Annotated in this window: 18 protein-coding genes and 2 tRNA genes; 3 read left to right on the plus strand and 17 right to left on the minus strand. The window is 72.2% G+C overall.

The window, feature by feature from the left end; genetic code table 11:
* Positions 1 to 11 precede the first annotated feature (11 nt).
* Entirely contained in the window at positions 12 to 1,670 is a 1,659-nt protein-coding gene (locus tag AB0398_RS08515; protein ID WP_366373112.1) for an MDR family MFS transporter, read from the plus strand.
* Between the two features lie 98 nt (positions 1,671 to 1,768).
* On the opposite strand, the gene AB0398_RS08520 is transcribed toward AB0398_RS08515, so the two are convergent.
* The 15 genes from AB0398_RS08520 to AB0398_RS08590 all read right to left on the minus strand — a co-directional run bounded on the left by AB0398_RS08520 (position 1,769) and on the right by AB0398_RS08590 (position 16,102).
* Complete coding sequence (locus AB0398_RS08520) at positions 1,769 to 2,533, minus strand: TetR/AcrR family transcriptional regulator C-terminal domain-containing protein (protein ID WP_366373113.1); 765 nt, start codon at positions 2,531 to 2,533, stop codon at positions 1,769 to 1,771.
* 35 nt (positions 2,534 to 2,568) lie between these two features.
* Positions 2,569 to 4,098 (minus strand): MFS transporter, encoded by a 1,530-nt coding sequence (locus AB0398_RS08525; protein WP_366373114.1) that lies wholly within the window; start codon positions 4,096 to 4,098, stop codon positions 2,569 to 2,571.
* Between the two features lie 139 nt (positions 4,099 to 4,237).
* Positions 4,238 to 6,484 carry a glycosyltransferase family 39 protein gene (locus tag AB0398_RS08530; protein WP_366373115.1) on the minus strand — a complete coding sequence of 749 codons (2,247 nt, stop codon included), beginning with the start codon at positions 6,482 to 6,484 and terminating at the stop codon, positions 4,238 to 4,240.
* Positions 6,481 to 7,752, minus strand: coding sequence for a bifunctional glycosyltransferase family 2/GtrA family protein (locus tag AB0398_RS08535; RefSeq protein ID WP_366373116.1), 1,272 nt, complete (start codon positions 7,750 to 7,752; stop codon positions 6,481 to 6,483). The genes AB0398_RS08530 and AB0398_RS08535 overlap by 4 nt, the downstream gene beginning before the upstream one ends.
* A 138-nt stretch (positions 7,753 to 7,890) precedes the next feature.
* On the minus strand, positions 7,891 to 9,405 hold the full coding sequence (locus AB0398_RS08540) for a HAMP domain-containing sensor histidine kinase (protein WP_366373117.1): 1,515 nt from the start codon (positions 9,403 to 9,405) through the stop codon (positions 7,891 to 7,893).
* Between the two features lie 6 nt (positions 9,406 to 9,411).
* Positions 9,412 to 10,167 carry a response regulator transcription factor gene (locus tag AB0398_RS08545; RefSeq protein ID WP_366373118.1) on the minus strand — a complete coding sequence of 252 codons (756 nt, stop codon included), beginning with the start codon at positions 10,165 to 10,167 and terminating at the stop codon, positions 9,412 to 9,414.
* A gap of 126 nt (positions 10,168 to 10,293) precedes the next feature.
* Positions 10,294 to 11,205, minus strand: a complete 912-nt coding sequence (locus AB0398_RS08550; RefSeq protein WP_366373119.1) for an amidohydrolase family protein — start codon at positions 11,203 to 11,205, stop codon at positions 10,294 to 10,296.
* Complete coding sequence (locus AB0398_RS08555; protein WP_366373120.1) at positions 11,192 to 11,527, minus strand: antibiotic biosynthesis monooxygenase; 336 nt, start codon at positions 11,525 to 11,527, stop codon at positions 11,192 to 11,194. The genes AB0398_RS08550 and AB0398_RS08555 overlap by 14 nt, the downstream gene beginning before the upstream one ends.
* Positions 11,528 to 11,669: 142 nt before the next feature.
* Complete coding sequence (locus tag AB0398_RS08560) at positions 11,670 to 12,545, minus strand: DUF2797 domain-containing protein (RefSeq protein WP_366373121.1); 876 nt, start codon at positions 12,543 to 12,545, stop codon at positions 11,670 to 11,672.
* A gap of 65 nt (positions 12,546 to 12,610) precedes the next feature.
* On the minus strand, positions 12,611 to 13,435 hold the full coding sequence (locus AB0398_RS08565) for a BRO family protein (protein WP_366373122.1): 825 nt from the start codon (positions 13,433 to 13,435) through the stop codon (positions 12,611 to 12,613).
* Positions 13,436 to 13,563: 128 nt separating this feature from the next.
* On the minus strand, positions 13,564 to 13,929 hold the full coding sequence (locus tag AB0398_RS08570; protein WP_030204774.1) for a PH domain-containing protein: 366 nt from the start codon (positions 13,927 to 13,929) through the stop codon (positions 13,564 to 13,566).
* A 141-nt stretch (positions 13,930 to 14,070) separates the two neighbouring features.
* Positions 14,071 to 14,598 carry a stress protein gene (locus AB0398_RS08575; RefSeq protein WP_366373123.1) on the minus strand — a complete coding sequence of 176 codons (528 nt, stop codon included), beginning with the start codon at positions 14,596 to 14,598 and terminating at the stop codon, positions 14,071 to 14,073.
* An 87-nt stretch (positions 14,599 to 14,685) separates the two neighbouring features.
* A complete protein-coding gene (locus AB0398_RS08580) occupies positions 14,686 to 15,288 on the minus strand; it encodes a hypothetical protein (RefSeq protein ID WP_366373124.1) in 603 nt (200 codons plus the stop codon).
* A gap of 212 nt (positions 15,289 to 15,500) precedes the next feature.
* Positions 15,501 to 15,650, minus strand: coding sequence for a hypothetical protein (locus AB0398_RS08585; protein ID WP_366373125.1), 150 nt, complete (start codon positions 15,648 to 15,650; stop codon positions 15,501 to 15,503).
* Positions 15,651 to 15,775: 125 nt separating this feature from the next.
* Positions 15,776 to 16,102, minus strand: coding sequence for a hypothetical protein (locus AB0398_RS08590; RefSeq protein WP_366373126.1), 327 nt, complete (start codon positions 16,100 to 16,102; stop codon positions 15,776 to 15,778).
* A 23-nt stretch (positions 16,103 to 16,125) separates the two neighbouring features.
* On the opposite strand from AB0398_RS08590, the gene AB0398_RS08595 reads away from it, so the two are divergent.
* Positions 16,126 to 17,250: a LuxR C-terminal-related transcriptional regulator gene (locus tag AB0398_RS08595; RefSeq protein WP_366373127.1), complete on the plus strand. Its 1,125-nt coding sequence runs from the start codon at positions 16,126 to 16,128 to the stop codon at positions 17,248 to 17,250.
* Between the two features lie 102 nt (positions 17,251 to 17,352).
* Here the strand turns inward: AB0398_RS08595 and AB0398_RS08600 are convergent.
* Positions 17,353 to 17,425, minus strand: a tRNA-Arg gene (locus AB0398_RS08600).
* Between the two features lie 200 nt (positions 17,426 to 17,625).
* A tRNA-Ser gene (locus AB0398_RS08605) sits at positions 17,626 to 17,716 on the minus strand.
* Positions 17,717 to 17,971: 255 nt separating this feature from the next.
* On the opposite strand from AB0398_RS08605, the gene AB0398_RS08610 reads away from it, so the two are divergent.
* Positions 17,972 to 18,400, plus strand: a complete 429-nt coding sequence (locus AB0398_RS08610; RefSeq protein WP_366373128.1) for an SSI family serine proteinase inhibitor — start codon at positions 17,972 to 17,974, stop codon at positions 18,398 to 18,400.
* Positions 18,401 to 18,462: the final 62 nt, after the last annotated feature.

Below are 18,462 nucleotides of genomic sequence, written 5' to 3' on the forward strand. Positions count from 1 at the left end.
GAAGGAAGTTGATGGCTAGCACCGCACCAGAGACCGGTGTGCGCGGCGGGAGCGCCAAGGAGGGGGACCTCGCCTCCGGCGGCGCCCCGATGACGCACAAGCAGATCATGGAGGCGCTCTCCGGGCTGCTGCTCGGCATGTTCGTCGCCATCCTGTCCTCGACGATCGTCTCCAACGCCCTGCCGCAGATCATCACCGACCTGGGCGGCGGGCAGTCCGCCTACACCTGGGTCGTGACCGCGGCCCTCCTGTCGATGACCGCGACCACCCCGCTCTGGGGCAAGCTCGCGGACCTCTTCTCCAAGAAGCTGCTCGTCCAGATAGCCCTGCTCATCTACGTCGCGGGCTCGGTCGTCGCCGGCCTCTCGCAGAGCACCGGCATGCTCATCGCCTGCCGCGTCGTCCAGGGCATCGGCGTCGGCGGTCTGACCGCCCTCTCCCAGATCATCCTGGCCGCCATGATCGCCCCGCGCGAGCGCGGCCGGTACAGCGGCTACCTGGGCGCGACCTTCGCCGTCGCCACCGTCGGCGGCCCGCTGCTCGGCGGCGTCATCACCGACACCGACTGGCTCGGCTGGCGCTGGTGCTTCTACGTCGGCGTGCCCTTCGCGATGATCGCCCTGGTCGTCCTGCAGAAGACCCTGAAGCTCCCCGTCGTGAAGCGACAGGTCAAGGTCGACTGGGCCGGCGCCCTCTTCATCAGCGCCGCCGTCTCCCTGCTCCTCATCTGGGTCACCTTCGCGGGCGACAAGTACGACTGGATGTCCTGGCAGACGGTCGCCATGGTCCTCGGCGCCGTCGCGCTCGGCGCGGTCTTCGTCCTGATCGAGTCGAGGGCGAGCGAGCCGATCATCCCGCTCCGTCTCTTCCGCAACCGCACGATCACCCTCGCCTCGCTCGCCTCGCTCTTCGTGGGCGTCGCGATGTTCGCCGGCACGGTCTTCTTCAGCCAGTACTTCCAGCTGGCGCGCAACGAGTCGCCGACGATGTCCGGCGTCCTCACCATCCCGATGATCGCGGGCCTGTTCGTCTCCTCCACGGTCTCCGGTCTGGTCATCACCAAGACCGGCCGCTGGAAGGCGTGGCTGGTCAGCGGCGGCGCCCTGGCCGCCGGCGGCCTCGGCCTGCTCGGCACGATCCGCTACGACACGGAGTACTGGCACATCGCGCTGTTCATGGCGCTGCTCGGCCTCGGCCTCGGCATGATGATGCAGAACCTGGTGCTCTGCACCCAGAACCAGGTGGCCCCCGCCGACCTCGGCGCCGCCTCCTCCGTCGTCACCTTCTTCCGCTCCCTGGGCGGTGCGGTCGGCGTCTCGGCGCTCGGCGCGGTCATGGCCCACCGGGTCACGGACTACGTCAAGGAGGGCCTGACCGAGCTCGGCCCGAAGGCCGCGGGCGCGATGGGCCAGGGCGGCACGGGCGGCGCCATCCCCGACATGGACAAGCTGCCGGCCCCGATCCGCACGGTCATGGAGGACGCGTACGGCCACGGCGTCGCGGACGTCTTCCTCTACTCGGCGCCGTTCGCGCTGCTCGCCTTCGTGGTGACGCTGTTCATCAAGGAGGTCGCCCTCAAGAGCGGCACGGCGAAGACGGACGAGAAGACCGGCGGCGTCGACGCCGCGAAGGCCCCGGCCGACGCCAAGGTCTCGGCGGACGCCCGGTAGGACCGGCGGAAAAGCTCCCGGCCGCGCTTCGAGCGGAGGCGCGGCCGGGTCGGGTACGGAGCGGCGGGCAGGGGACGGCCCGCCGCTCCGTCGTGTTCCTACTCGCCCCGCGCCACCATCACCTCGATGCCGGCGACCAGGACGTCGAGGGCGTACGCGAAGTCCCGGTCCCAGATCTCGCTGACGCTGCCGTGCGAGGCCCGCTCGTCGAGGAGCTCCGTCATCGGTCCGAGCGTCTCCTCGAACCGCGCGTCGTCGCGGAAGGCCCTGATCGACTTCCCGTAGAAGTCGTCCTGCGACATGTGGGCCTCCGCCGCCCGCCGCTGGAACTGCGACTCGATCGTCCCGTAGCCGTACACGAACTGGAAGACCGCCGACATCGCGCTCGGCCGGCGGCGCATCGGCAGTCCGGTGTCCCGGATCGCCTCGTGGATCCCGGCGCCGACGGCAACCGCGTTCGGTCCGATGTTCAGGTACTTCCCGGCGCACGGCGACATCCACGGGTGGCGGACCAGCATCCCCCGGTACTCCAGGGCGAGGGTCCTGAGCCGGTCGCGCCAGTCGCCGGCGACGGCGACCGCGGCGAGGTCGACCTCCGCGTAGACGGAGTCGACGGCGTACTCGATGATGTCGTCCTTGGTGTCCACGTACCAGTAGAGGGACATGGCCGTGACGCCGAGTTCGGTCGCGAGCTTGCGCATCGAGAGGCCGGACAGGCCCTCCTCGTCCAGCATCCGGATCGCGGCGGTGACGATCCGGTCCCGGTCGAGGCTGGCCGGACCGCTGCCGCGGCGGGGGGCCCGGTCCTCCAGCCAGACGCTGGAACGCGCCGGGTCCCTGGCCCTGTCGGCTGCCTTGACCATCGCGTTCCTCCGTCTGTCAGCGGTCCGTGACCATGCTAGGCAGCCGCCGCCGGATCCGGGGCCGTCGCCTTCTCCGCCCGTTCGGCCCGGGCCAGCAGGACCGCGGCGAGCAGGCCGCCCGCGAGGACGGCGATCGCGCCGACGAGCTGGCTGGTCTGGAGGCCGGAGGCGAACGCGTCAGAGACCCGGGCCCGTTCGGCGTCGTCCCCGGCCGCCGCGAGGGCCGCGGGCAGTGAGGTCGCGGTGACCGTGACGAGGGCGGCGAAGCGCGCGTTGAGCACGGCTCCGAGGACGGCGACGCCCAGGCCGTTGCCGAACTCGGCGAGGGTGCCGTTGACGCCCGCGCCCACACCGGCCTTCTCCGGCGGAATCGCGCTCATGATGGCGTTGGCCATGGCCGGGTTGGAGACCGCGAGGCCGACGCCCATCAGGACCAGGCCCAGGAGCATCCCCCAGTAGCTGCTGTTCGTCCCGCCGCCGATCAGGGCGATCGAGGCGAGACCGGCTGCGACGAGGGTCATGCCGACGGCCACGGTGGGCGCGGTGCCGAGCTTCATCACGATCCGCGGGCCGACGCCGGTCAGGTTGAGCGCGACCACGGTCAGGGCGAGCGGCGCCATCCGCAGACCGGCCTCCAGCGGCTCGTAGCCGAGGACGAACTGCAGGTGCTGGGTGAGCAGGAAGAGCGAGCCGCCCAGGCCGAACATGACCAGGATCGCGCCCGCGACCGCGCCGACGAACTTCTGGTCGCGGAAGAAGTGCATGTCGAGCATCGGGTACGGGACGTGCAGCTCCCACCGGGCGAAGGCGGCGAGGACGGCGACGCCGATGCCCGCCGGGACCAGCACCTCGGCGGAGGTCCAGCCGTGCTCGGGGCCGGTGATGATGGCGTACACGGCGGCGGTCATGCCCACGGTGGAGAGCAGCGCGCCGACCAGGTCGGGCCGCTCGCCCTGGGGGTTCTTGGACTCGGGGACCAGTTTGACCACGGCGACCAGGCCGACGAGCGCGACCGGGATGTTGATCAGGAAGATCATGCCCCACCAGAAGTGGTTGAGGATGGCGCCGCCGATCAGCGGCCCGGCGGCGAAGCCGAGCGAACTGACGGTGGCCCACAGCGCGATGGCCTTGACCCGCTCGGAGTCGTCGAAGATCTGCATGACGACGGCGAGCGTGGTGGTCATGAGCAGCGCGCCGCCGACGCCCATGCCCGCGCGGGCGGCGATCAGCTGGGCGGCGGACCCGGCGAGTCCGGCGGCGAGCGAGCCGAGGCCGAAGAGCGCGAGTCCGGCGGCGAGGAGCTTCTTGCGGCCGTAGCGGTCGGCGGCGTTGCCGGCAGTCAGGAGCAGGCCGGACTGGACGAGCGAGTACGCGTTGATCATCCACTGGATGTCGGCGGTGGAGGCGTGGAGCTCCGAGGTCAGCGAGGGGATGGCGACGCCGAGCACGGTGTTGTCGAGCAGCACGGTGAGCTGGGCCAGGCAGATGACGCCGAGGATCAGCCAGCGCTGCGGGTGGCCGCCGGTGGCGGCGGACGGTTCGTTCGCTGCGGTCGTCGCCGTCATGGGCAGAACTCCTTATACGGTGTACGGGACCAGGGCTCGTACACCGTACAAGGGCTCTCTTACGCTGTATAGCGGTTATTTCCGGCCACGATGTCCGGTCGCTTCTTCTTGGTCACTTCCTCTTGGTCGAGTCTTCTGATCAGGTCTTCTTGGTCAGGTCGTAGAAGGTGGCGCTGCCGACCGTGACCTTCTCGAAGGTCTCCGAGACCCAGGTGGAGATCTCGGAGTTGCCGCCCATGCCACCCCTGCCGCCGGTGCGCCCGTCGCTCTCGCCCGTGTCCTCGCCGCCGCTTCCGATGAAGTAGTGGATCTTCCCTTCGGCGACGTACTGCTTGAACTGCGCGAGGGTCGGGGACGGGTCGCTGCCGTTGAAGCCGCCGATCGCCATGACCGGCTTCTCCGTGGCGAGCTGGTAGCTGGCCGCGTTCTGCGCGCCGACCGTGGCCGCGACCCAGATGTAGGAGCCGGCGTCCTTCAGGAGCGCCGCCTCGGCCTCCGCGCCGACGCTCGCGCCGTTGAGGAGCCCTCCCATGCCGCCGCCACCGCCACCGCCGAAGCCGGGGCGCTCGCCGCGCGCACCTTGGGCGTTGCCCTGGGGTGCTCCCTGGGGCATGCCCTGGTGCGGGGTGCCACCGGGCATCTGGCCCTGGTTCTGGCCTTGGCCCTGTACGCCGGGACCGCCGGGGCCGCCGGGCATATGGCCGCCGAACCCGCCCTGGCCGTTCTGGCCGGCCTGTCCCCCTTGGCCGCCTTGGCCTCCCCGGCCCCCCTGACCGCCCGGGAACGCCGTCCCGTCCTCCGGCGTCCGGCCCCCGAAGCCGCCCGGCATGCGTCCGCCGAAGCCGCCCGGGCCCCGGCCGCCCGCCGGGCCCGCCGGGCCCGCCGTCACGATGGAGCCCTGGTGGCCGGTGTCCACCGTCGCCAGGGTGTATGCGAAGGGGCCCGCGAGACCCGCCGCCAGACCGAGGCCCGCCGCCGCGAGCCCGAGGCGCCGGTCGACCCGGCCCGCCACCAGCAGTCCGAGTGCCGCCGCGAGGCCCGCCACCAGGACAGTCCAGCGCAGCCACGGCAGCCAGTCCGGCGTACGGCCGAGCAGCGTCCAGGCCCACCAGGCCGACACCGCCGCCGTCACCGCGAGCGCCGCCGAGGCCGCGAACCGGGTCCGCTCCTCCCACAGCACGGAGGCGCCCGTGCCGACGAGCGCCGCGACATACGGGGCCAGGGCGATCGTGTAGTACTCGTGGAAGATGCCGGCCATGAAGCTGAAGACCGCGAGGGTCATCAGCAGCGCGCCGCCCCACACCAGGAACGCCGAGCGCGCGGTGTCCGTGCGGGGCGCCCGCCGGGTGACGACGAGCCCCGCGACGAGCAGGAGCAGCGCGGCCGGGAGCAGCCAGGAGATCTGGCCGCCGACCGAGTCGTTGAACATCCGGCCGATCCCGGTCTCGCCCCACCGGCCACCGCCCGTGCCACCGCCGCCGCCCATGCCTCCGCCGGGGCCGCCGCCGCCCACGCTGCCGGTCTCATTGCCGTTGATCCGGCCGAGGCCGTTGTAGCCGAAGGTCAGCTCCAGGAAGCTGTTGTTCTGCGAGCCCCCGACGTACGGACGGGAGGACGCCGGCCACAGTTCGACCAGGGCCACCCACCAGCCCGCCGAGACGAGCATGGCGAGCCCGGCGAGGGCCAGGTCGCGGATCCGGCGCCCGATCCCGCCCGGCGCGCACACCGCGTAGACGAGGGCGAGCGGCGGCAGGATCAGGAAGGCCTGGAGGGTCTTCGCCAGGAACGCGAAGCCGAAGGCCGCTCCCGCCCCCACCAGCCACTTCGCCGCGCCCGGCCCGCCCTCCAGGGCGCGCAGCACCCCGTACACGGCGACCGTCATGAGCAGCGCGAGCAGCGCGTCCGGGTTGTTGAAGCGGAACATCAGGGCGGCGACCGGGGTCAGCGCGAGGACCAGGCCCGCGATCAGGCCCGCGCCCGCGCCGAACCGGCGCCGGACGGCCCCGTACAGGACGCCGACCGTGGCCACGCCCATGAACACCTCGGGCACGAGGATCTGCCAGGAGCCCAGGCCGAAGAGGCGGATGGAGAGGGCCATCGGCCAGAGCGCGGCCGGCGGCTTGTCGACGGTGATGGCGTTGGCCGCGTCGAGGGAGCCGAAGAAGAAGGCCTTCCAGCTCTCGCCGCCGGCCTGGACGGCCGCGGAGTAGAAGGAGTTGGCGTAGCCGGAGGCGCTCAGGTTCCACAGGTAGAGCACGCCGGTCAGGGCCAGCAGGCCGAGGAAGGCGGGGCGGACCCAGGGGGCGTCCTCGGCGCGTCCGCGCCGGAGCCGGGCGAGCCGGCCGCCCTCCGGGAGGGCGGGGGCCGCGGGGTTCGGGGTGGTCATCGTTCGTTCCTTGCGGTGGCCCGCTCGGGGAAGACCCAGAGCCGGAAGAGGAGGAAGCGCAGGACGGTCGCGGCGAGGTTGGCGACGATCAGGACGGCCAGCTCGGTGGAGTGCGAGGGATCGCCGGTCGCCGCTCCGAGGGCGGCGAGCGAACCGCTGGTCAGGGCGAGGCCGATGGCGAAGACCACGAGTCCCTGCGCCTGGTGGCGGACCGCCCGGTCCCGGCCCCGCACCCCGAAGGTGAGGCGCCGGTTGGCCGCCGTGTTGGCGACGGCCGAGACGAGGAGCGCGGCGGCGTTGGCGAGCTGCGGGCCGAGGCCGAGCCGGAAGGCCGAGTACAGCGCCAGGTAGAGGAGCGTGGACAGGGCCCCGACCGCGCAGAAGCCGACGAGCTGGCGGGCGAGACCGCCCGGCACGCCGCTGAGGTCGCGGTCCCGGGGGTCGTCCCCGAAGGGCCGGGCGAGCCGGTCGAGCGGCAGCGAGCCGGTCGCGAGGGCCCGCCCCACCCGCCAGACGCCCTTCAGGTCGTCCGTCGCCGTCCTCACGATGTGCACGGTCGAGTCGGGGTCGTCGACCCAGTCGACCGGCACCTCGTGGATCCGCAGGCCGGCCCGCTCGGCGAGGACCAGCATCTCGGTGTCGAAGAACCAGCCGGTGTCCTCGACCATCGGGAGCAGCCGCTCGGCGACCTCGCGCCGTATGGCCTTGAACCCGCACTGCGCGTCCGAGAACCGGGCCGCGAGCGAGGAACGCAGGATCAGGTTGTACGCGCGGGAGACGAACTCGCGCTTCGGGCCGCGCACCACCCGCGAGGAGCGGGAGAGCCGGGAGCCGATCGCCAGGTCCGAGTGGCCGGAGATGAGCGGCGCGACCAGCGGGAGCAACGCGTTCAGGTCGGTGGACAGGTCCACGTCCATGTAGGCGAGGACGGGCGCGTCCGACGCCGACCACACCGTGCGCAGGGCCCGCCCGCGCCCCTTCTGTTCGAGGCGTACGGAGCGCACCTCGGGCATCTCGCGGGCGAGGGCGGCGGCGACGGCGGGCGTCGTGTCGGTGGAGGCGTTGTCGGCGACGGTGATGCGGAAGCCGTACGGGAAGGTCCGGGAGAGGTGCGCGTGGAGCCGGCGGACGCACGGTTCCAAGTCCTTCTCCTCGTTGTAGACGGGGATCACCACGTCCAGGACGGGCCGTCCGGCGACGTCCACGGGCAGGTGCTCCCGGGCGGGCAGGGCGCCGGGCACGGGCCGCGCGATCGTTGGGGTTCGCATGCCCCAGACACTCGCCGGGGCGGCTGTCACGGCTGTGTGCCGAGCCTGTGCCCCGCCTGTGAGTCTCCGCGCGGGCCGTCTTCCATGGCCCTGTCCGACCTCGATCCGCCGGACAAGGCCCGGAGTCTGTCCGGCGGATCAGGATCGGAGAGGGCCCAGGGGCAGCCGGACGCCGAAGACGGTCCGGCCGGGGGCGCTCTCCACCGTCACCTCGCCGCCGTGGGCGAGGACGACCGCGCGGACGATCGCGAGGCCGAGACCGGTGGAGCCGGCGGTGCGGGAGCGGGAGGCGTCGCCGCGCGCGAACCGCTCGAAGACGGAGGGCAGGAGCGCCTCCGGGATGCCGGGCCCGTCGTCCTCGACCTCCACGAGCGCGTCCGTCCCCTCCGCGCGGACGCGGGCGGTGACCTTCGTGCCGGGCGGGGTGTGGGTACGGGCGTTGGCGAGGAGGTTGAGGAGCACCTGCCGGATCCGGGCGCCGTCCCCCCGCACCTCCGCCCCCTCCCCGGGGAGTTCGAGGCTCCAGTGGTGGCCGGGCCCGGCGGCGCGGGCGTCGCTCACGGAGTCCAGGACGAGGGCGACGAGGTCGACGGGCTCGTCCGCGAGGGGGCGCCCGGCGTCGAGCCGGGCGAGCAGCAGCAGGTCCTCCACCAGACCCGTCATCCGGGTCGCCTCCGACTCGATCCGGCCGAGCGCGTGCCGGGTGTCGGGGCCGCACTCCTCGCGGCCCCGCCGGGTCAGCTCCGCGTATCCCCGGATCGAGGCGAGCGGGGTGCGCAGCTCGTGGCTGGCGTCCGCGACGAACTGCCGGACCCGGGTCTCGCTCCGCTGGCGCGCGTCGAGGGCCGAGTGGACGTGGTCGAGCATCCGGTTGAGGGCCGCGCCGACCTGGCCGACCTCCGTGCGCGGATCGGCCTCCGTCTCCGGGACCCGCTGGTGGAGCGCCACCTCGCCGCTGTGCAGCGGGAGCCGGGCGACCTGGGAGGCGGTGGCGGCGACCCGCCGCAGCGGGCGCAGGGCCACCCGGACGAGCACGGTCCCGGCGATCGAGGCCGCGACGAGCCCGGCGCCGGTGACGCTCAGCTCCACCAGGACGAGGGTGGAGAGGGCTCCGTCGACCTCGGTGAGCGGGATGCCGGTGAGGAAGGCGCCCCGGCTGCCCTGCGCGTACGCGACCCGGTACGAGCCGAGGCCGCCGGGCAGCTCCACGGTGTGCGGCCGGCCGTCGCGCGGGACGGCGGCGAGGGCGGCCCGCTGCTCCGCGTCCAGCTCCTCGACGGGGAACCTCGGCCCGTCCGCACCGCTGCCCCCGGCCACCTCCGTCGAGTACCCGGCGGAGGTGATCTTCCCGTCGGTCAGGACGGCGCCGAGGGTCCCTATCGGGGCGCCCGGACCGCCGAGGAAGGCGAACGGCTGCCGGTCCCGGCCGGGCTCGGGCACGGACATGACGACCGGCGGCCCGGCGGCCCGCTGGGAGAGCCCCCGGACCTGTTCGTCGGCCTGGTCGTACAGGTACGAGCGGAACGCGATCGTCGTGACCGTGCCGATGACGGCCGCGACGACCGCGATCAGCGCGACCGCCGACACGACGAGCCGGGTGCGCAGCGACCAGGGCCGCCGCGCGCCCCGGCCCGGTGGCGTGCCTCGCGTCACCGGCGCCTACTCCCCCGGCTTGATGAGGTAGCCGGCCCCGCGCCGGGTGTGGATCATCGGGGAGCGTCCCGCGTCGATCTTCCGGCGCAGATAGGAGATGTAGAGCTCGACCACGTTGGCCTGGCCGCCGAAGTCGTACGACCAGACCCGGTCGAGGATCTGCGCCTTGCTGAGCACCCGGCGCGGATTGCGCATGAGGTAGCGCAGCAGCTCGAACTCGGTCGCCGTGAGGTGGATCGAGGTGCCGCCCCGGGTGACCTCGTGGCTGTCCTCGTCGAGGGTCAGGTCCCCGACGGTCAGCAGCGATTCGCTGCGCGCCTGTGCGGCCCCGGACCTGCGGATGAGGCCGCGCAGCCGGGCCACCACCTCCTCCAGGCTGAAGGGCTTGGTCACATAGTCGTCGCCACCCGCCGTGAGCCCGGCGATCCGGTCCTCCACGGCGTCCTTCGCCGTCAGGAAGAGCACCGGCACATCGGGCAGTTCGCGCCGGATCGAGCCGAGCAGGCTCAGCCCGTCGACGTCGGGCAGCATCATGTCGAGGATCACGGCGTCGGGCCGGAACTCGCGCGCGGAACGCAGGGCGGCGGCCCCGTCCCCGGCACTCATGACCTGCCAGCCCTCGTAGCGCAGGGCCATGGAGAGCAGCTCGGTGAGCGAGGCCTCGTCGTCGACGACGAGGACCCGGACGGCGGTTCCGTCGGCGCGGAGCATGTCGGCGCGGGTGCCGGGGCGGTTGCTCGTGCGGTGCGGGGTGACGGTCATGGAATCCAGGCTGGCCGCCGCCACTGAAAGGCCTCTTTCGCTTTCCTGTGAATTCCCTGAGAAACGGATGCCGACGGCCGAACGCCCGCAGGGGCCCGTTTCACGTGAAACAGCACGCTCTGTGGCTCAACGAGCCGGTTTCACGTGAAACATCGCGGCGCTGTTCTCGTACAGCACCTTCCGGAGCCAGTCGTCCCCGAGCCCGAGCCGTTCGAGGGCGTGGAGCTGATGGGCGTACGGATAGGGGATGTTGGGGAAGTCGGAGCCGAGGAGGATCCGGTCGCCGAGGTCGAGCAGCCGCTTGCGCTCCTCCTCGGGGAAGGGCGCGAGCCGTTCGCTGAAGTCGGTGAACGCCATGGTGGTGTCGAGGTGGACCCCCTCGTACCGCTCGGCCAGGGAGAGGAAGTCGCCGTACTCGGGCATCCCCATGTGCGCGACGATCACCCGCAGCCGGGGGTGGCGGGCGAGGAGCCGCCTCATGGGGCCGGGGCCGGTGAAGTTCCCCGGGGTAGGTCCGGAGCCGCAGTGGACGACGACGGGGGTACCGCTGTCCGCGAGGCTGCCCCACACGCCGTCGATCCGGTCGTCGTTCGGGTCGAACCCTCCGACCTGGAGGTGCACCTTGAAGACGCGGGCCCCGGCGTCGAGCGCCGTGCGGACATAGCCGTCGGCTCCCGGCTCGGGGAAGAAGGTCGCGGTGTGCAGACAGTCGGGGGTGCGGGCGGCGAAGTCGGCGGCCCAGGAGTTCAGCCAGGCGCCCATGCCGGGCTTGTGCGGGTAGAGCATCGCGGTGAAGGCGACCGCCCCGAACCCGCGCAGGAGGGCGAGCCTGCGGTCCTCCTCCTCGCGGTAGGTGATGGGCCAGTCCAGACCGGTCAGCGGGCCGACCGCGTCGAAGTAGGCCCAGACCTTGTCGAGGACGTTCTTCGGCATGAAGTGGGTGTGCACGTCGACGAGTCCGGGGATTCCGAGCCGCGCGAGGAGCGCGGGGATGTCGACGACGCCGACCGCCCCGCCCGTACCGTCACCCGCGCTCATGACCGTAACTCCGCTCGACCCTGCCGATGTGGACGCTGTAGCTGTCGTACCAGTGCTTCCGCCCGTACGCCTTGGCCTCCCGGTGCTCGGCGTGGAGACGCCAGGCGTCGAGGGACTCCAGGTCGCGGAAGTAGGCGACGGTGATGCCGATGCCGCCGGGGGTGCGGGCGGACTCGTATCCGAGGTAGCCGGGGATGTCCTGGACGATCTCCTGCATCCGGGAGGCGGTCTCGGCGTACCCCTCGGGCGCGTCGGGGCGGACCGAGGTGAAGACAGCGGTGTAGTAGGGCGGTTCGATGCCCGCCACCAGTTTCGGGGTCATGCGATCACCCTCGCCGGGGCCGGGCCGGGATGTCCACGGCCCCCGGCCAAAGGGATCCAAGACTTTACGAAGCGCGTTCAGCGACGAAAAGCTCCGGGGGAGCCTTCGGGAAGGCGTCCGGGAAGCCGCCCCGGGAGCCGTTTCAGAAGAGCTCCCCCTGCTCGTTCGGGTCGCTCGCGGGAGCCGCCGCCGTCACCGGTACGGAGAAACCGTCCCCCGCTCCGGCCTTCCCGAGGACCCATCCGCCCATGAGCCGGGTGTCGAGGGCGAGGCAGCGCCCGTCGGGGGCGAGGAGGTGCAGGTCGGGCCCGGCGGCGGCGAGCAGCCGTCCGGTGACGGTGCCGCCGTCGGTCAGCTCGGTGACCGTGCCGGCGAGCGGCGGCAGACCGTCGAGGCGGAAGGCCCCGGCGTGGTCGCGCGGGGCGAACTCCAGCGGCTCCAGGGTCTCGGTCCAGCCCCCGACCTCGCGGGCCCGCCGGTACAGCTCCTCGACCTCCCGGGCCCGGTCGGCGGCGGGCGGCAGGGCGTGCCGGGCGGCCCGCTTGCGCTCGTACGCGACCCGGTCGGGCACGCCGAGCGCCTGCCGCAGGACCTCCTCGGTGCGGCGGGCCGCCATCAGCGGCCCCCGGCCGAGCCAGCTGAACGCGACGGCCCCCTGCTCCAGGAGCCTGGCCTCGCCCCGGGCCTCGGCGGTGATGCCCACCTTGGTCATGCCGGGCCCGAACCAGGCCAGGTAGACGCGGTACGGCTGGGGGTCGTCGGCGACGGTGTCGGCCGCGACCGAGTGGGCCCGGTCGAGCCGCGCGCACTCCGCGCACCGCCCTCCGGTGGCCCGGCCGGACACGGCGGCCGCCAAGGGGCAGGGGTTGCCCCGGGCCCCGGGGCAGCACCGTTCCCCGACGGCACGGAAGGCGAGCGGCCCCCCGTACACGAGCGGGCTGACCTTCCCGCCCCGCCACCTCAGCCCCGGCGCTCCGCCGCTCCAGGTGATCCCCCGGCACCGCCACTCCACGCCCACGCCTCCCGCACTCCCGACCGCCCCGGACACCCAGTCTCCGCCACCCACGACCGGCGGCACCCGGATCAGGGCAGCACGTAGATCCTGGTCCCGTCCGGGTCGGGCTCTCCGACCTGCCGCATGCAGCCGCGTTCGAGCAGGAGCCGTACGCAGTCGCGGACGCGCTCGCCGGAGAGCCCGGTGCGGCGGGTGACGTCCTGGGCCCGGTAGCGCACCCCGCCCCGGACGAGCCCGGGAGCGAGACAGTCGGCGACCGTCCGCACGTCCCCGGTGATGGCCCAGGACTCAACGAGCTCCTGCGGGCTGAGCGCGACGGCGGAGCCGCTGCGCTGGCGGGGCACGGCGAGCCGCTCAAGGGATTCGGCGACCCTTGAGAGGCTCTGCCGGGTCTCGCGGAGCAGCTCCGCGTACTCGACCTGCCCGGTGTGCGCGAGGGCCCGTTCGTCGATCCGGCCCTCCAGGCGCACGAGGACGTCGACGAGCTCCGACGGCAGCAGGAACCCGGCGTGCACCGGGGAGGGTTCGAGCCCGTACCCGCCGTACCGCTGGACCGCTGCCACGACATCGGCCACCCACGCCCGGAACGGCCCGGCCTCCGGTCTGCGGCAGGCGCCGACGAGCTGGACGAGCCCCTGGAGGCTCACCATCCGCGCCGACGCGCGGATCCCGCTCCGGCGGAGGTACGCGTCGTCGCCGGCGATCTCCCGCGCGGACGCCAGGCACTCCCCGGGCAGCGCCACCGTCCGCAGGGCCTCCCTCGTCCCCGCGTACCCCAGCCGCTTCGCCACCTCGGCCACCGGGAACCAGTGGGCCCCGTCCGGCGCGGTCAGCCTCCGCAGGCGCTCCCCGGTGGCGGCGTACACCACGTCATCGATGTCGATCGCGTCCATCGATCATCACCTCCGCCTCGCAAGTTAGTCCGAAGGCATATTCAACTGACATGCAAATAAGACAGGTTCACCCAAAAGGGGAGGGTCCCCGGGGATTTCCCCGGGGACCCTCCCCTTTTCCGTGCCGGCTACTTGGCGACGAACTGCGTGAGGATCGCCTGCACTTCGTAGATGTCGACGCCCTTGGTGAAGGTCTTCTGCACGGGCAGCTGGCTGCCCGAGATCCAGATCTTCAGCTCGGCGTCGAGGTCGAAGGTGCCGGCGGTCTCGACGGCGAAGTGGGTGATGCTCCGGTACGGGATCGAGTGGTACTCGACCTTCTTGCCGGTGATCCCCTGCTTGTCGACCAGCACGAGCCGCCGGTCGGTGAAGAAGATCGTGTCCCGTATCAGCAGGTACGCGGCGTGCACCTGCTCTCCCGGACCGAGCAGCCGCGCGAAGTCCTGCTGCGCCTGCGCCGGGTCGATCGCGTGCGCGTTCCCGAAGAGTGCCATGGTCCAACCCCCTGGGCGATGGAAGCCCCTGTGCGATGAAAGAACGGTCCGTCGACCCTAGCCGTTCCCGCCACCGGCGGACGCGGGGCCACCGGGGCGCGGGAAGGGCGGGAGGGGAAGGGGCGGGAAGGGTGCGCCGGGTCAGAAGGTCACCGTGCCGCCGTCGCGGTGGAACCAGCCCTTGAAGCCCCAGTTGATCCAGCCGCCGTCACCGGTGTTCTTGAAGGTGCCGCCCGCCCCGAAGATCCACACGCCGTAGTAGACCTTCCCGAACTTGACGTTGGCGTAGAGCTTCACGTCGTGGAGGCCGTTCTCGTACCCCTGGCTCAGGTTGAACACCATGACGTTGTACCGGCTGCCGGCCGCGTCGAAGACCCTGTCCACCGCCTGCTGGACGTAGGACCCGCGGTCGTCGGTGTCGATGTTCTTCAGCGCGCTCTCGACGGCGCCCTTGAACGGGGCGTCGCCGTGCACGGAGACGATCGGGACGGTGCCGAGGGCACCCGCCTCGCCGGGCTTCGCCGCCTGCGCCCCGACGGTGGCGGGGGCGGAGAGCTTGGCGGGGGCGGGAGCCGGGGAGCGTTCGGCGGCCTGGGCGGGGAGCGCGGCGACCGCGGTGAGGGCGAGGGAGGCGAGGGCGACACCGGCGAGCGAGGTCATGCGACGCATGAGGGGAACTCCTGTTCGAATAAAAGGGAAGGGGAGGGCACGGGAAACGAGCCGAGAGGGAGGGTGGGGAAGGGAAGGCCCCGGACGTCACCAGGACCGGTAGAAGGTCACGGAGCCGCCGTTGCGGTCGAACCAGCCCTTGAAGCCCCAGTTGATCCAGCCGCCGTCGCCGTGGTTGGTGAAGGTCCCGGACTCGAAGGCGATGACCCGATAGGTGCCGTAGTCGCTCGTGACCTTGACGTCGGACCTGACGCCCTGGAGGTTCATCGAGTAGCGGTTGGCGTCGTTGATGACCATGACGTTGTAGCGCTGGCCGTTGTCGTAGAAGGACCCCTCCATCAGGGACTTCACGTACCCGTCGCGGTTCTGCTTCCTCGCCAGGGCGTCGACGGTGATGTTGTAGATCTTCTCCGCGATGCCGGCGACCGCGACGATCACCTCGACCGCGACGGCGAAGCCCTGCGTCTTCGGCAGCGCGGCGAGCCCGGCGGCCCGGACCTGCCCGGCGCCCGGGACGTGGACGGGAGCGGGGGTGGCGTACGAGGCCAGGGGCTTCGGGGCCGAGGAGACCGAGGAGACGGGAGACACGGGAGCGACGGAGGCGGCGTACGAGGCGGTGGAGGGCAGCAGGACGCCCGCGGCGACGATGGCGCTGATGACGGCGTAGGCGGCGCGCTTGTTGTTCTTCATCTCTGATGCACTTCCTTGCGTGGTGGGTTTCGACGTTCTTCGTCGAGCGGGAAATGTTCTTTCGGGCAGGAAGAATTGCCCTTTCGGCCGTGCCGCGTCGTGCGCGGCGGCCGGGATGATGGGATCCCGTACGGGACCGGTGGAGAAGTCGCGAATACCGGCTTCCGCGCCGCCCTTGCGTACGGCGGCTTTTCCAGAAGGCGGAACGCGGGTCACCAGGAGGTGGTGAGGTGGTCGAGCGCGTCGTCGGGGAGCGGGCGCCCGGCCGGGCGGGCTCTCGGAGGCTCGGGAGCCCGGCGTCCGGCGGACCGTCCGGCCACCAGGACGACGGCGCATCCGGCGCCGACGCCGAGGAGCGCCACGAGGCGGAGGAGCCGGCGCGCCCCGTTCGTACGGCGGTCACGTGGGCGTGAGCAGGGCTGTGGGCGTAGGGCGGGAAGGCCGGCGGAGATCCGGCGGTTCCGGTGGGCCCCGGTCGTTCCGGCTGTCACAGGAGGTCTTTCGGGCAGACGGAGGCGGGGGCGCTCCACTCGGTGTCGCCCGGCTTCTCGCACCGCTCGGTGCTCTCCGCCGAGATCCGGACGGATTTCCCGTCCGCGGCTACGGCCGTGACCGGTTCCGGGGCCGGGAAAAGCGCGCCGACGCCGGCCCCGACCATGCTCGCCGTCAAAGCCGCGGCGCACATGAATCGAAAAAGCTTCATGGTGTTCTCCCTGGTCCGGATTCCCGTTCTCGGGGGTTCCCCCTTCGGTGATTCAAGGATCGCCCGGCAGGAATGCCCGGACCAGGCTTCCGGGGCGTCAGCAACGTGCATGGCACGAAAGGGAGGGGGCAAAGATGGACAACCACTCAGAAACAGGCACCCTGATCGAGGTGCGACCCGGCGGGGAGCCCGACTCCGCCCCGCCCGGGCCCACTTCGGCCGCTTCTCCTCCGGTGGCCACCACCGGCGAGGCGGAAGGCTTCGCCCCCACGGCGATCGGGCTGTACACCCACCTCCTCCGCCACGGCCCGGCCCCGCTCACCGCTCTCGCCGGCGCGCTCGGCCTGACTCCGGAGGGCGTCCGGAAGGCGTCCCTGGAGCTGTCCCGGCACCGTCTCCTCACCCATGCGCCCGACGATCCCGACGGCCCCTGGCACGCCATCAGCCCCTACGCCGCGGCCGCCGAGATCGTCGGCCCGGAGGAGAGCAGGCTGCGCCGCCGCCTGGAGGACCTGGAACGCACACGGGCCCGGCTCGACTCCCTCACGCCGCTGTACGAGGACGCCCGGCGCGGCGGAACGGACTCGGCGGCCGTCGAGACGGTCTCGTCCCGCGACCGCGTGATGCTCCTCATCTCCGACGCGGCGGCCCGCTGCACCGAGGAGGTCCTCACCGTGCAACCCGGCGGCGGACGCCCCGCGGGCCACCTGGAGCGGGCGCTCCCGCGCGATCTGGAGATGCTGCGCCGCGGCGTACGGCTGCACACCCTCTACCAGCACACCGCGCGCTACAACCCCGGCACCCAGGAGTACGTCGCCGCGGTCGTCGAGGCCGGCGCGGAGGTGCGGACGCTGGGCGAACTCTTCGGCAAGATGGTCGTCTTCGACCGGTCCCTGGCCTTCCTGCCCGTCTGGGACGACCCGGACTCGGCCGTCGTCCTCCGCGAGCCCTCGGCCGTCGCGTTCCTCCGTTCGGTCTTCACCCACGTCTGGAACCTGGCCGAACCGTTCTCGACCTCGTACACCACGGCGACCTCGATCCAGCTCCGCGACTCGATCGCGGCCCGCCTGGTCACCGGCGCCAAGGACGAGCAGATCGCCCGCAGACTCGGCATGTCCCTGCGCACCTGCCGCCGCCACATCGCCCAGCTGATGGAGGAACTCGGCGCCGAGAGCCGCTTCCAGGCGGGCTACCTCCTGGCCCTCCAGACCCGCGACCCCGCCCGCCCCACCCCTCCGGAAACCTCGACGGGCCCGTGACCCGACCGGGCCCACGATCAGAAGAGGCCCACGAACCGACCGTTTCCGGGTACCGACAACGCGAGAGGCCCCGGACTCGACGTCCGGGGCCTCTCGACTCTGTGCACTCGGCAGGATTCGAACCTGCAACCTTCTGATCCGTAGTCAGATGCTCTATCCGTTAAGCTACGAGTGCTTGTTTTCAGTTCTTGTCTTCGCTCCCCGGTCTTTCGACCCGCTCGCGGCGACAGGAAGAACATTACATGACTGCCGCCGTCATGTGAAATCCGATTGCCCCACCCCTTGTGACCTGCGAAAACGTCGCTGCGGTCGATGTGAGGGCGGGCCCGGGAACGGCCGAAGCCCCGGCCTTGGGGCCGGGGCTTCGGTGTGGGGCGGAGGCGGAGGGATTTGAACCCTCGATGGGCTTTAAAACCCAAACCGCATTAGCAGTGCGGCGCCATAGACCGGACTAGGCGACGCCTCCATGCACCTCGCGCATACGCGAGTGGTGCGTGCAGATGATGACACAGGCGAACCTGCTGTCACCAATCGATTCTCACCGTACTAGTCCTCCGGGGTCCAGGGCAAAGCCCACCGGCGCGCGTACGGACCCGCGCGCCCGCCGGGCGCACTCCCCCGTCCGCGCAACGCCGCCGCGTCCGGAGCGTTAGACCGGACGGGCGCGCCGTGCGCCCGTGCCCGCCGAGTCCGCCGTGCACCCGCGTTCCTGGAGATCCGCATGCTGCGCCGTATCGTCCTCGCGTCCCTCGCCACCGCCGCCGGAACCGCCGGCCTCGGCCCCCTGCCGCCGCTGCCGCTGTTCCCCGCGCCGGCGCCCGACGCCCTGACCGTGGCGATCTCCGGGAGCGGGTACCCCGAGGCCGACGGCACCTTCGAGCTGACGTGCGGCGACCGGCCCGGGGGCGACCACCCGGCCGCCGAGCGCGCCTGCGAGCGCCTGGAGCGGCTCGCGGCGGCGGACGAGGACCCGTTCCGACCCGTCCCCGAGGACCAGGTGTGCGCACAGGTGTACGGCGGATCCGTCCTCGCACGGGTGACCGGCACCTGGCGGGGCCACGAGGTCGACGCCCGCTTCTCCCGCGCGAACGGCTGCGAGATCGACCGCTGGGAGAATCTGGAACCCCTTCTTCCGTTCGTCCGGCGCTGACGACCGCCCGTTCCGTACGCCGCCTCCCGGAGGCGGCGTACGGGGATGACGTGGGGAGATGC

The sequence above is a fragment of the Streptomyces sp. NPDC086147 genome, assembly GCF_040702165.1.
Taxonomy (GTDB): Bacteria; Actinomycetota; Actinomycetes; order Streptomycetales; family Streptomycetaceae; genus Streptomyces.

Excerpts from the sequence above, each read along its gene's own strand:
- AB0398_RS08530 (WP_366373115.1), bottom strand. The coding sequence starts at position 6,484 with ATGACCACCCCGAACCCCGCGGCCCCCGCCCTCCCGGAGGGCGGCCGG.
- AB0398_RS08550 (WP_366373119.1), bottom strand. The coding sequence starts at position 11,205 with ATGAGCGCGGGTGACGGTACGGGCGGGGCGGTCGGCGTCGTCGACATC.
- AB0398_RS08520 (WP_366373113.1), bottom strand. The coding sequence starts at position 2,533 with ATGGTCAAGGCAGCCGACAGGGCCAGGGACCCGGCGCGTTCCAGCGTC.
- AB0398_RS08575 (WP_366373123.1), bottom strand. The coding sequence starts at position 14,598 with ATGCGTCGCATGACCTCGCTCGCCGGTGTCGCCCTCGCCTCCCTCGCC.
- AB0398_RS08515 (WP_366373112.1), top strand. The coding sequence starts at position 12 with ATGGCTAGCACCGCACCAGAGACCGGTGTGCGCGGCGGGAGCGCCAAG.
- AB0398_RS08590 (WP_366373126.1), bottom strand. The coding sequence starts at position 16,102 with ATGCACGTTGCTGACGCCCCGGAAGCCTGGTCCGGGCATTCCTGCCGG.
- AB0398_RS08610 (WP_366373128.1), top strand. The coding sequence starts at position 17,972 with ATGCTGCGCCGTATCGTCCTCGCGTCCCTCGCCACCGCCGCCGGAACC.
- AB0398_RS08525 (WP_366373114.1), bottom strand. The coding sequence starts at position 4,098 with ATGACGGCGACGACCGCAGCGAACGAACCGTCCGCCGCCACCGGCGGC.
- AB0398_RS08545 (WP_366373118.1), bottom strand. The coding sequence starts at position 10,167 with ATGACCGTCACCCCGCACCGCACGAGCAACCGCCCCGGCACCCGCGCC.
- AB0398_RS08555 (WP_366373120.1), bottom strand. The coding sequence starts at position 11,527 with ATGACCCCGAAACTGGTGGCGGGCATCGAACCGCCCTACTACACCGCT.
- AB0398_RS08535 (WP_366373116.1), bottom strand. The coding sequence starts at position 7,752 with ATGCGAACCCCAACGATCGCGCGGCCCGTGCCCGGCGCCCTGCCCGCC.
- AB0398_RS08580 (WP_366373124.1), bottom strand. The coding sequence starts at position 15,288 with ATGAAGAACAACAAGCGCGCCGCCTACGCCGTCATCAGCGCCATCGTC.
- AB0398_RS08595 (WP_366373127.1), top strand. The coding sequence starts at position 16,126 with ATGGACAACCACTCAGAAACAGGCACCCTGATCGAGGTGCGACCCGGC.
- AB0398_RS08565 (WP_366373122.1), bottom strand. The coding sequence starts at position 13,435 with ATGGACGCGATCGACATCGATGACGTGGTGTACGCCGCCACCGGGGAG.
- AB0398_RS08570 (WP_030204774.1), bottom strand. The coding sequence starts at position 13,929 with ATGGCACTCTTCGGGAACGCGCACGCGATCGACCCGGCGCAGGCGCAG.